11 protein-coding genes are annotated in these 12,362 nt (G+C 62.6%); 9 read left to right on the plus strand and 2 right to left on the minus strand.

The genetic code is table 11. The features are described from left to right. Nucleotides 1-44 precede the first annotated feature (44 nt). From MAIT1_RS08135 to MAIT1_RS08155, 5 genes are all read left to right on the plus strand, one after another. The gene (locus MAIT1_RS08135; protein WP_085441783.1) at nt 45-1,496 is read left to right on the plus strand and encodes a glutamate-cysteine ligase family protein; all 1,452 of its coding nucleotides are present in this window, start codon (nt 45-47) and stop codon (nt 1,494-1,496) included. 13 nt (nt 1,497-1,509) lie between these two features. Then, nucleotides 1,510-2,592 (plus strand): M14 family metallopeptidase, encoded by a 1,083-nt coding sequence (locus MAIT1_RS08140; RefSeq protein WP_085441784.1) that lies wholly within the window; start codon nt 1,510-1,512, stop codon nt 2,590-2,592. A gap of 175 nt (nt 2,593-2,767) precedes the next feature. After that, complete coding sequence (locus MAIT1_RS08145; RefSeq protein ID WP_085441785.1) at nt 2,768-3,472, plus strand: response regulator; 705 nt, start codon at nt 2,768-2,770, stop codon at nt 3,470-3,472. Nucleotides 3,473-3,577: 105 nt separating this feature from the next. Then, on the plus strand, nt 3,578-5,230 hold the full coding sequence (locus MAIT1_RS08150) for an ATP-binding protein (protein WP_158089390.1): 1,653 nt from the start codon (nt 3,578-3,580) through the stop codon (nt 5,228-5,230). Next, complete coding sequence (locus MAIT1_RS08155) at nt 5,220-6,671, plus strand: sigma-54-dependent transcriptional regulator (RefSeq protein ID WP_085441787.1); 1,452 nt, start codon at nt 5,220-5,222, stop codon at nt 6,669-6,671. Before MAIT1_RS08150 ends, MAIT1_RS08155 begins: the two co-directional genes overlap by 11 nt. A 27-nt stretch (nt 6,672-6,698) precedes the next feature. Here the strand turns inward: MAIT1_RS08155 and MAIT1_RS08160 are convergent, their stop codons facing one another. Next, the gene (locus MAIT1_RS08160) at nt 6,699-6,974 is read right to left on the minus strand and encodes a hypothetical protein (RefSeq protein WP_085441788.1); all 276 of its coding nucleotides are present in this window, start codon (nt 6,972-6,974) and stop codon (nt 6,699-6,701) included. Between the two features lie 7 nt (nt 6,975-6,981). After that, nucleotides 6,982-8,844, minus strand: a complete 1,863-nt coding sequence (ilvD, locus tag MAIT1_RS08165) for a dihydroxy-acid dehydratase (RefSeq protein WP_085441789.1) — start codon at nt 8,842-8,844, stop codon at nt 6,982-6,984. A gap of 172 nt (nt 8,845-9,016) precedes the next feature. Here ilvD and MAIT1_RS08170 point away from each other — a divergent pair, with 172 nt between their 5' ends. From MAIT1_RS08170 to pyrH, 4 genes are all read left to right on the plus strand, one after another. After that, the gene (locus tag MAIT1_RS08170; RefSeq protein WP_085442024.1) at nt 9,017-9,631 is read left to right on the plus strand and encodes an L-threonylcarbamoyladenylate synthase; all 615 of its coding nucleotides are present in this window, start codon (nt 9,017-9,019) and stop codon (nt 9,629-9,631) included. 176 nt (nt 9,632-9,807) lie between these two features. Then, nucleotides 9,808-10,575 carry a 30S ribosomal protein S2 gene (rpsB, locus tag MAIT1_RS08175; RefSeq protein ID WP_085441790.1) on the plus strand — a complete coding sequence of 256 codons (768 nt, stop codon included), beginning with the start codon at nt 9,808-9,810 and terminating at the stop codon, nt 10,573-10,575. 59 nt (nt 10,576-10,634) lie between these two features. Then, nucleotides 10,635-11,546 (plus strand): translation elongation factor Ts, encoded by a 912-nt coding sequence (tsf, locus tag MAIT1_RS08180; RefSeq protein WP_085441791.1) that lies wholly within the window; start codon nt 10,635-10,637, stop codon nt 11,544-11,546. A 96-nt stretch (nt 11,547-11,642) separates the two neighbouring features. Further along, nucleotides 11,643-12,362, plus strand: a complete 720-nt coding sequence (gene pyrH / locus MAIT1_RS08185) for a UMP kinase (protein ID WP_085441792.1) — start codon at nt 11,643-11,645, stop codon at nt 12,360-12,362.

Raw genomic sequence — 12,362 nt, forward strand, 5'->3', positions numbered from 1 at the left:
GTTTTGCGTATCTGACCCTGTGTAAATCCGCTGGGAGCGCCGGTATGGGAGAGGAGATTCGCCAAACGCAGTTCGATGACGCCGCCTTTGCCGAATTCGCCGCGCGCCTGCAACTGGAGACGGCGCTGTTGGCGCATCGGTTACACAGCGGCGCGCTGGACAATGCGCCGCTGGTGGGCGGATTCGAATTGGAAGCGTGGCTGTTGGACGAAATGTATGCCCCGGCGCCCATGAATCAACATTTTCTCAACGCTCTGGATTCGCAACTGGCCGCCACTGAACTGTCGCGCTTCAACGTGGAGTTCAACACCCCGCCGCAGCCGCTCACCGGCGATGCGCTCAGTCAGATGCACGGCGTGTTGCAGGCGTTGTGGACGCGCGCTGCGCAGGCGGCGGCGAAGATGGGCGCCCGACTGATGATCATCGGCGCGCCGCCCACCTTGCGTGACGAACACCTCACCCTGGACAATCTCTCGCCCTCGGCGCGCTATCGCGCCCTCAACGATCAGATCATGCAGCGCCGTCGCGGCGCCCCCATAGAGATCGATATCCGCGCCGCCGATGAGCGTCTGCAACTGCGGCGACATGACATCATGCTGGAGGCGGCGGCCACCTCATTTCAAATTCATCTGCAGACGCCCGCTTCCCGTTTTGTGAGCTTCTACAATGCCGCGCTGGCGGCCAGCGCGCCGCTGCTGGCCGCCTGTTGCAACTCACCGCTGCTGTTTGGCCGCAAGCTGTGGAGCGAAACCCGCATCGCCATCTTCGAACAGGCGATTCCAACCGGCTGGACCCGCGGCGGACACCCGCATCTGAACCCACGAGTTCAGTTCGCCGCCGACTATCTCACCGATTCGCCCATGCGCCTGTTCAGCGAAAACCTGCTGCACTACGACGTGTTGCTGCCGGAGACATTCGAAGATCCGCCGGAACGATTCCGCCATCTGCGCCTGCACAACGGCGCGGTGTGGCGTTGGGTGCGCCCGGTGCTGGGATTCGACGCCCACGGCGCGCCAGCGCTGCGCATCGAGCAGCGCTGCCTGCCCGCCGGGCCGACGGTAATCGATTGCGTGGCCAATGCGGCGCTGTTCTATGGCCTGACCGACGCGCTGGCGGACCTGACTGACCTGCACAGTCGGCTGCCATTTGCGCGCGCCAAGGAGAATTTCTACAGCGCCGCCCGCGATGGGCTGGATGCGACGCTATGGTGGTTCGATGATCATCGGATCAGCGCCGCCGCCCTGCTGGAGGAGCAGCTCATTCCGATGGCGCGAGAGGGGCTGCATGCGATGGGGCTAGAGCGTGCGGGCAGCGCCAATTATGTTGATATTATAGAGCAAAGAGTGCGCGCCCGCATGACCGGCTCGGCGTGGCAGAGCGCGCAGTGGCGCCAATGCAACGGCGATGCGCAACGCATGAGCGGTTGCTATTGGCGACGCCAGGCCAGCGGCGACCCGGCGCACTTGTGGCCGCTGTCGGACTGCCTGGATACATAATGGGATTGAGCTGATGCTACAGATTCTCGACGCGATTCCCGATGGCCTGCTGCAGACCCCCGCCGCCCAGTTGGCGCAGCGTCTGGGCGGTCCCACGCTGATTCATCTGCGCGGTCGGCGTAATAAACCGATCTTCATCAGCGTGCTGCTGCATGGGGATGAGACCACTGGCTGGAGCGCCGTGCGCACGCTGCTGGCTGAATATCAGAATCAGGAGTTGCCGCGCGCCATCTCCCTGTTCATTGGCAATGTGGACGCCGCCGCCGCCGGTGTGCGCCGCCTGCCCGAGCAGCCTGATTACAACCGCATCTGGCGCGGCGATGATGACGCCCCGGAGCAGCGCATGGCGCGCACGGTGTGGGAGGAGATGCGCCAGCGCGAGGCGTTCCTGTGTGTGGACATCCATAACAACACCTCGCGCAATCCTCACTACGCCTGCGTCAACCGACTGGATGCGCAATCTTTGCAATTGGCGGCGCTGTTCGCCCCACGCGCGGTCTACTTCATCCGCCCCGAAACCGCGCTCTCCCTGGCCTTCTCCGAGCTGTGTCCAGCCGTGACCCTGGAGTGTGGTCAAGCCGGCGCACAGGCGGGGGTGGATCATGCGCTGGCGTTTCTGCGCGCATGTCTGGAGATTACGCGCCTGCCCACCCATCCGCCTGCGGATGATCAACTCACGCTGCTCCACGCCGCCGCGCGCATCCGCGTGCCGGATGAATTTTCCCTCGGTTTCGGCCCTGGCTGTGATGCGCAGATCTGCTTTCCGCGCCACATGGATGAGTGGAATTTTCAGGAGTTGGGCGCTGGGGTGGAGCTGGGGCGGGTCAGCGTTGGCGACGGCGCGCATATCCTGGTGGAGGATGAGAACGGCGCCTCGGCGTTTCATGACTATCTGCATGTGCATGAGGGGCGCATTGTCACCCGAATTCCGGTCATCCCCGCCATGCTCAGCGTGGAGGAGCGCGCCGTGCGCCTGGACTGTCTGGGCTACCTGATGGCGCGCCTGCCGCTGCCCGAAGCCGACGCCGTGGCCAAACAGGCGTGGATTCCCAATGAGGAGAGTGCGGGCGACCCAGCGATTTTGACGTCAATGTGATGCGGTCATGACGCCGCTTGACAGTCCTTCCACAAATACGCCCGCTGCGATACGCCAAAATGACCAGCGGGCAAATCGTTGTAACGAGTCTGCTTGAGACCCCTTTTGGGGTGGTCTTCAAGGCTGGCGCGTGGCATCAGAGGGGGACGTTTTCCCCGTTAGCTGGATGGTCGCCATGTCCGCTCTGATTCTCATCGTCGATGACGAAATCGATCTGGTCGATACGCTGGAGTACAATCTGCGCGCCGCCCAGTATCAAACCCGCCGCGCCCACAATGGTCGCGACGCCCTGCGGCTGGCCGCACAGACGCCGCTGCCGGATCTGATTCTGTTGGACCTGATGCTGCCCGGCATCTCTGGTCTCGACGTGTGCCGCTCCCTGCGCGATAACGAGCGCCTGCGCAACATCCCGGTGCTGATGCTCACCGCCCGCGGCGAAAGCGCTGACCACGAAGCGGGGTTCCTGGCCGGCGCCGATGACTATGTGGTCAAACCCTTCTCCGTGCGCGAAGTGCTGCTGCGGGTGCAGGCGGTGTTGCGACGTTCACGCGAATACGCCGCCACCGCCGCCTCCAGCCGCGAGATTCTGTTCGGCAAACTGCGCATCGACCGCGTTGCCCACAAGGTGTGGGTCGGAGCTGAAGAGATCCGCCTGACCTTCATGGAGTTCAAGCTGCTGGTGTCGTTTTTGGAGCAGCGCGGACGCCTGCTCACCCGCGACATTCTGCTTGATGAGGTGTGGGGCATCACCGCCGCTGTACAGACCCGCACCATCGATACCCACGTCAAACGTCTGCGGCAAAAGCTGGGCGAGGCGGGGGATTACATCGAGACCCTGCGCGGCGCCGGATATCGCTTCATCGAACACGCGCCGGAGTGATCCGACCGCCATAATTCTACACTTGTAACAACTTGTTGCTTGCAATAACGGTCTGTTTTTGCATCAATGGAGTCAATTTTTCTTGATTCCCAAACAGGCCATCCTATGACAGACCCCGCCATTCGCAACCCCCGCGTCCTCGTGGTGGATGATCGGCCCGAAAACCTTCTTTCCATTGTCACCATTCTGGAAGATCTGGATGCGGATCTGGTCACCGCCTCCAATGGCCAGGAAGCCCTGGAGTTGATCCTGGACGGCGACTTCGCCGTGGTGTTGCTGGACGCCCACATGCCGGAGATCGACGGCTTTGAGGTGGTGCACCTGATGTCCGGTGTCCAAAGCACGCGCAAGATCCCGATTATTTTCATCTCCGCCATCCACAAGGATGAGCGTCATGTGTTCGAGGGCTATAACCTCGGCGCGGTGGATTACCTGTTCAAGCCCATCGAACCGGATATTCTGCGCGGCAAGGTGACGGTTTTTCTGGATCTGTTTCGCCAGCGGGAGATCATCCGCCAGCAGGCGGCGGAGCTCAAGCGCGTCAACGAGGAGATGGAGCGCCGCGTGGCCGAACGCACCCATGAGCTCAGTGAGGCCGAGAAGGCGCGCAGACAGTCCGAAGACGCCATGCGCTCCCTGTTTGTGCACTCGCCGGACCTGATCGTGTCGCTGGATTTCGACGGCGAAGTGCGTTTCGTCAACCGGCCGGAGTCGTTGGCGCAATTCTCCCATCTGAAAGTGGGGGATCAGTTCGCCAATGCGGTGCAGAGCAGCAGCCGCAGCCGTTTTCTACGCGGCTTTCGCCGCGCCATTCTGGGCGGCGATCGCAGCGCCATCTCCATCGCCATGGAGAATGAACGCTGGTTGCAGATCCGCTTCTCGCGCATCGGCGGGCAGAATCAGGAGCCGGTGATTCTGGTGTTCGCCACCGATGTGACTGAAGTGCGCGCGCTGCAACTTCAGGCCATGCGCAACGCCCATCTGGTCACCGTGGGCATTCTCGCCGCCAGCATCGCCCATGAGGTCAATAACCCCAACAACGCCATCGGCTTCAACGCCAATCTGCTGCGCAACATCTCCCGCGACGCCATGCCGATCCTGCATCAAGTCGCGCGCGAACAGGGGCCGTTTGAACTGGGGGGCATCCCGTTTGAAGAGATGGACGAGACGGTGCCGCGCCTGATTGGCGATATCGAAAAAAACGCCCAGCGCATCAAGGAGATCGTTAGTAACCTCAAACGCATGGCGCGCAATGAGGGCAGCGGACAGCGCACCGCGGTGAACTTCCAGCACGTGGTGGACGCCTCCTGCGCCATTCTGGACAACGCCATCCGCAAGCATAGCGCCCAGGTGGCGATCAATCTGCCCGACTCCCTGCCATTGGCGCTGGGCAATCAGGTGCAGTTGGAGCAGGTGTTCATCAACCTGATTCTCAACGCTCTGCAGGCGCTGCCGACCAGTGGCGGCGAAGTGCGCGTCTACCCCGCCGAGCGCAGTCCTTCCGGACGCGTGGGAGTCGTGGTGGAGGACAACGGCTGCGGCATGACGCGCGAACAACTGCGCTTGGCCATGGAGCCGTTCTACACCACCCGGCAGGAGAGCGGCGGCACCGGTCTGGGACTCTCCATCTGTCATAAGCTGCTCACCGATCTGGATGGCGATCTGGAGTTCAGCCCGCGCCCCCATGGCGGCGTGCGCGCCACCGTCATCCTGCCACAGTATGAACCCGGATTAGGCGCACCGGACGATGTTATCTGAACTGGCTCCAGCCAACCGCACGCCGCCTGTCATTTTGGTCGACGACGAGGCGGATATTCTGTTCAGCGCCCGCCTCACTTTGCGCGGCGCGGGCGTGGCCAACGTCTTGACTCTGCAGGATGGCCGCACCCTGATGGATCAGATCCGCCAAACCGGCGCTGCTTGCGTGGTGCTGGATCTGACCATGCCCATGATCAGCGGGCTGGAGTTGCTCAAGCAGCTCAAGAGCGCGCAACCGGATATCCCGGTGATGGTAATGACCGCCTCCCAGGAGCTGGACACCGCCGTGGACTGCATGAAGGAGGGCGCGTTTGACTACCTGGTCAAGCCGGTAGAGCCCAACCGCTTCATCTCGGCGGTCAAACATGCGCTTGAGCTCAATGCGCTGCGCAATCAGGTGGACACCCTCAGGCGCTATCTGCTCGACGGACGTCTGCAGCAGCAGGAGGCGTTCGACGCCATCGTCACTTGCAGCGAGAGCATGACCGGCCTGTTCCGCTACATGGAGGCCATTGCGCGTTCGCAGGAGCCGGTGCTGATCACTGGCGAGACCGGCTCAGGTAAGGAGTTGATCGCCCAGGCGCTGCACGAACTCACCGGTTCGGCGGGCAAATTCGTGCCGGTCAACGTGGCGGGGTTGGATGACGACCTGTTCTCCGACACCCTCTTCGGCCACCGCAAAGGGGCCTACTCCAGCGCCGAAAACGCCCGCGAGGGTCTAATCACCCAAGCAGCGGGCGGCACGCTGTTTCTCGATGAGATCGGCGATCTGAGCCACACCTCTCAGGTCAAACTGCTGCGTTTGCTGCAGGATCGCCAATACTACCCGCTGGGTAGCGATGCGCCGCTCTCCACCGACGCCCGCGTGCTGGTGGCGACCCATCGCGATCTGCGCGCGGGGATGGAGGCGGGGACCTTCCGCAGCGACCTCTACTATCGCCTATCAGCGCACCATGTGGAGATTCCGCCTCTGCGCAGGCGGCAGGAGGATATTCCGCTGCTGCTGGAACACTTCCTGACCCAAGCCGCCCAGGAGATGGGCAAGAAGAAGCCCACGCCGCCGCCGGAGTTGCGCACCCTGCTGTGCGCCTACGCCTTTCCAGGCAATATCCGTGAGCTGCGCGCCATGGTGTGGGATGCGGTGGCGCGGCATGGGGGCGGGGTGCTCTCTATGAACAGCTTCCGCGACGCCATCGAGAAGAGCGGCGCGCCCGTGCCGGTGACGACCCACGCCGAGAGCATAAGCGAACCCAGCAGCGATGGCCTGTTCACCCAGATTGAATCGCTGCCGTCGCTCAAGGAGACGGAAAATCTGTTGGTGGATGAAGCGATGCGCCGCGCAGGAGATAATCAAGGCATCGCCGCCGGCATGCTGGGCATCACCCGCTCGGCGCTCAACCAGCGTCTGCGCAAGCGGCGCGAGGCCAAGGACGCATCCTGACCCGCGCCGCCAGCGCGGAGTGACCGCTTAGATCAAACCCCGATAGTAGGCGTAGATCAAGCCAAACAGGATAATCTCTCCCGGGATAATCCAGATGTGCGCCGGATTGCCGGTGATGCGCCGCAGAAAACGGCCATGCAGCGCCGCCACGCCAAATGAGACCGCCAGCAATACGCCGCTGACCGGCTGCGGCAGAAACACCGCCAGCAGCACCGCGATCAATCCGGCGATATGCAGCCCCAAAAGCTGCATATGCCATTTCAGGCGCTGCTGGCGACTATCCAGATCTTTCTCAAACGACATGGCGCGCTTACCGTTTGGCGGTCAGTTGCGACACATCGCGCACCGCGCCGCGCGCCGCCGAGGTGGTCATGGCGGCGTAGGCCTGCAGCGCCTTGGAGACCACACGGTTGCGCCCGCTGGGCTGATAGGCGGTGTGCGGGTCGCTCTCCATGGCGGCGCGTCGACGCGCCATCTCCTGCTCATCAATCGCGACGTTGATGGCGCGGTTGGGGATGTCGATCTCGATGGTGTCGCCCTCTTCAATCAAGGCGATCTCGCCGCCCTCCGCCGCTTCCGGCGAGCAGTGGCCGATGGAGAGCCCCGAGGTGCCGCCGGAGAAGCGCCCATCGGTGATCAGCGCACACGCCTTGCCCAGGTGTTTGGACTTCAAGTAGCTGGTGGGGTAGAGCATCTCCTGCATGCCCGGACCGCCCTTGGGCCCTTCGTAGCGGATCACCACCACATCGCCCGCTTGGATTCTGTCCCCCAGAATCGCCTCACAAGCGGCGTCCTGACTGTGGAAAATGCGCGCCGGACCGGAGAATTTCCAGATCGACTCATCCACCCCAGCGGTCTTCACGATGCAGCCCTCGCGGGCGATGTTGCCAAACAGCACCGCCAAACCGCCATCCTGGGAGTAGGCGTGGGCCTTGTCGCGGATGCAGCCATTGACGCGGTCGTCATCGGCGGCGGGCCAGCGCTGGGACTGGCAATAGGGCTCCACCGTGGGCTGCCCCCCCGGCGCCGCCAGAGCGCGGCTCTTGGCGGCGTCGCTGGCCTGGCCGGATTGAATGTCCTCGGTGGCGATGGCCTCGGTCATGGAGGCCGCGTGCACGGTGCGGCAGTCGCCATTGATCAGCCCGGCGCGATCCAATTCGCCCAGAATGCCAAACACGCCGCCCGCATGGTGCACGTCCTCCACATGATACTTGTCGGTGGCCGGGGCCACTTTGCACAGGCAGGGGACCTGACGCGACAGGCGGTCGATGTCGGCCATGGTGAAGTCCACCTCCGCCTCCTGCGCCGCCGCCAACAGGTGCAGCACGGTGTTGGTGGAGCCGCCCATGGCGATATCCAGGCACATGGCGTTCTCGAACGCCTGGAAAGTGGCGATGCTGCGCGGCAACACCGACTCATCGCCCTGCTTATAATAACGCTCGGTCAGTTCGACGATGCGGCGCGCACCCGCCAGGAACAGCTCTTTGCGATCCGCATGGGTGGCCAGCAGCGTGCCATTGCCCGGCAACGACAGGCCCAGCGCTTCGGTCAGGCAGTTCATGGAGTTGGCGGTGAACATGCCGGAACAGGAGCCGCAGGTGGGGCAGGCGGAGCGCTCCAAGCTCTCAACGTCCTTGTCGCTCACCGAGGCGTCGCCCGCGGCGATCATGGGGTCGATCAGATCGGCCTTTTTGATCTGACCATTTTCCATGGTCACCTTGCCCGCCTCCATGGGACCGCCGGAGACGAACACCGCCGGAATGTTCAGCCGCAGCGCCGCCATCAACATACCCGGGGTGATCTTGTCGCAGTTGGAGATGCAGATCATGGCGTCGGCGGTGTGGGCGCCCACCATATATTCCACGGAGTCGGCGATAATCTCCCGCGAGGGCAGGGAGTAGAGCATGCCGTCATGACCCATGGCGATGCCGTCATCCACCGCGATGGTGTTGAACTCCTTGGCGATGCCCCCCGCAGCCTCGACCTCGGCGGCCACCAGTTTGCCCACTTCGCGCAGGTGCACGTGGCCGGGAACGAATTGCGTGAAGGAGTTGACCACGGCGATGATGGGCTTGCCGAAATCGGCCTCCTTGACGCCAGTGGCGCGCCACAGGGCGCGCGCGCCGGCCATATTGCGGCCATGGGTGGAGGTTTTCGAGCGATATTCAGGCATGGCGCCATCCCTTTAGTAACAGTGAAAAGTGTGACAAGATAGGCAGGTTTACGTAGAGGACGCAATTCTGGATGCATTTGACGGCGCCGATCAGCGCGCCTTCAGCAGTCAAAGCCTCCCGTCCTGGACATCCCCGGATACTCTCCGAATGCACACAGAAGCCGCCGAGAACATGAGCCAGTTCTTTACCATACACCCGGACAATCCACAGCCCCGGTTGATCAATCAGGCTGTATCCATTTTGAACCAAGGCGGCGTCATCGTCTACCCCACCGACACCACCTACGGGCTGGGGTGCCTGATCGACAACCGCAAGGGCATCGAGCGCATCACGCAGATCAAGCGTCTGGCCAACAACCACCAGCTCACCATGCTGTGTGCGGATCTGTCGCAGATCTCCGAGTACGCCATGGTGGACAATCAGACCTATCGTCTGCTCAAGCGCTTCCTGCCCGGCCCCTACACCTTTGTGTTGGACGCCACCCGCGAAGCGCCCAAGTCGATGCTGACCAAACGCAAGACCATTGGTCTGCGAGTGCCGGACCACGCCATCTGCCATGCGCTGCTGGAGCAGATCGGCAAGCCGCTGCTCTCCACCTCGCTGAAACTGCCCGGCGAGGAGATTCTGTCGGATCCCGTCGCCTTCCGTTCGGTGATGGAGAAGCGCGTGGACCTGATCATCGATGGCGGCGTGCTGCCGGAACACCCCTCCACGGTGGTGGATCTGACTGGCGGCGCAGTGGAGGTGTTGCGGGTGGGCTCCGGCGATCCGGCCCCGTTTCAATAAGATTTTACCTCAGCGGGTCGGATTCCTTGCATCTGACAAGCTGACGTGGTAAAAGGACGTCCCTTTTTACTTCGCACGCCCACAAGCGTTGGCTGTCCCGGTGCCCACATGGGTTGGATGGCCGCTCAAAACGCCGGGCGGAGGCATAACCGAACCGGAAAGAGAGAACGGAAACCATGGCTAAGTATTCAATTCGTGAACTGCTCGACGCAGGCTTCCATTTCGGCCACCAAACCAAGCGCTGGAATCCCAAAATGGACGCCTACATCTTCACCGCCCGCAACGGCGTGCACATCGTCAACCTCTCCAAGAGCGTTGTGATGCTGCGCGACGCCTGCAACGTGGTGCGCGATACCGTGCAAAAGGGCGGCTCCGTGCTGTTCGTGGGCACCAAGCGTCAAGCCGTCGATCTGGTTTCCCGCGAAGCCAAGCGCTGCGGTCAATACTATGTGAACCACCGCTGGTTGGGCGGCACCCTGACCAACTGGCGCACCATTCAAGGCTCCATCCGTCGCCTCAAGGACATCGAAAAGATGCGCGAAGAGGGCTCCCTGTCTTCCTACACCAAAAAGGAAGGGCAGATGATGGAGCGTGAAGCCGAAAAGATCGAGCGCGCCCTGGGCGGCATCAAGAACATGGAGCGTCTGCCCGACCTGATGGTGGTGGTGGACACCCGCAAGGAGTCCATCGCGGTGAAAGAAGCCCGCAAGCTGGGCATCCCCGTGATGGCCCTGGTGGACACCAACTGCGATCCCGACGTCATCGACTACGTGGTCCCCGGCAACGACGACGCCATCCGCTCCCTGGGCCTGTTCCTGAGCAAAGTGGGCGACTCGGTGCTGGAAGGCGGCGAGTTGGGCGGTCGCAGCCTGGGCGAAGCGGCTGAGCAGAGCGCCGACGAGTCCCTGGCCGCCGAGATGGAAGCCGCCGCCGACGCGGAATAAGCGGGACGCTGCACGCTTTGGTCCCAAAGATCTGAACTACGCACTGAAGGAAGAGCGCAATGGCGGTTACCGCTGGTATGGTGAAAGAGCTCCGCGAGAAGACTGGCGCGGGCATGATGGATTGCAAAAAAGCCTTGGGCGAGACCGATGGCGACATGGAAGCGGCTGTTGACTGGCTGCGCAAAAAAGGCATCTCCTCGGCGGCCAAGAAATCCACCCGCGTGGCGGCTGAAGGGAAGGTGGCTGCGGCCTCCGAAGGGACCAAAGGCGCCCTGGTGGAAGTCAACTGCGAGACCGACTTCACCGCCAAGAATGACGGTTTCGTCGGCTATGTCGACGCCATGGCGGGCGTGGTCCTGGCCAGCGGCGAGACCGACATCGAGACCCTCAAGGGCCAAGCCTTTCCCGGCTCCAGCCGCAATGTGGGCGATGAGCTGACCCACCTGGTGGCCACCATCGGCGAGAACATGTCCCTGCGTCGCGCTGCGGTGCTGAGCGTGGAGTCCGGCGTGGTCGCCAGCTACATCCATGGCGGTGGCAAAATCGGCGTGCTGGTGGCTCTGGAGTCCACCGGCGATGCAGGCAAATTGGCTGAACTGGGCAAGCAACTGGCCATGCATGTGGCCGCCGCCGCGCCGCTGTTCCTGGACCGCAACTCGGTGGACGCTTCCGCTCTGGATCGTGAGAAGGACGTGCTGACCGAGCAGGCCAAAGCCTCCGGCAAGCCCGACAACATCATTGAAAAAATGGTGATTGGCCGCATCAACAAGTACTACGAAGAGGTCTGCTTGCTGGACCAGGCCTTCGTCATCGACCCCGACCAAAAGGTCGGCAAGGTGGTGCAGGCCGCCGGTAAGGAGATGGGGGCCGAGATCAAACTCACAGGCTTCGCCCGCTTCGTCCTAGGTGAAGGCATCGAGAAAGAAGAGAAGGATTTTGCAGCGGAAGTCGCCGAGCAGATCGGCGGCTGATCATGCTGTAGATAGCAGAACCCCAACACCGACGCGCGCAAGCGCGTCGGTGTTTTTTTCATCTGACGCCACCATTGCACGGAGACCTGAACCATCATGGCCACACAGCAGAAACGCAGGGTGTTGATCAAATTGTCCGGCGAAGCCCTCATGGGCGATCGCGGCTATGGTCTGGATCCCGACTTTGTCAGCGAAGTGGCCTCGGAAATTCGCAATGCGCATCAGATGGGGGTCCAAATCGCCCTGGTGGTGGGCGGCGGCAACATCTTCCGCGGCGTCTCCAGCTCGGCGGTGGGCATGCAGCGCTCCCGCGCCGACCAGATGGGCATGCTGGCCACGGTGATCAATGGCTTGGCCCTGCAGAGCGCCATGGAGACCCTGGGCGTGGAGACGGTGGTGCAGACCGCCCTGGAGATGCCCAAAGTCACCGAGGCGTTTCAGCGCGACCGCGCCGTGGCGCACTTGAATGAAAACCGCGTGGTGATCTTTGTGGCGGGCACCGGCAACCCGTTTTTCACCACCGATACCGCCGCTGCGCTGCGCGCCTGCGAGATCGATGCAGAGATCCTGCTCAAAGCCACAAAAGTCGACGGCGTCTACTCCGCCGACCCGGTCAAAGACCCCGCCGCACAGCGCTATGACCGCCTCACTTTCACAGAAGTGCTTGCCAAAGACCTGAAAGTGATGGATCTTACCGCGATCACCTTATGTCGCGAGAACGCACTGCCTATCGGCGTCTTTTCCATCTATGAGAAGGGCGCCTTGGCGGCTGTGCTGGGTGGCCAGCCCAAAGCCACCATTATTGAGGAGGGATGA

The organism is Magnetofaba australis IT-1, from assembly GCF_002109495.1.
GTDB lineage: Bacteria > Pseudomonadota > Magnetococcia > Magnetococcales > Magnetococcaceae > Magnetofaba > Magnetofaba australis.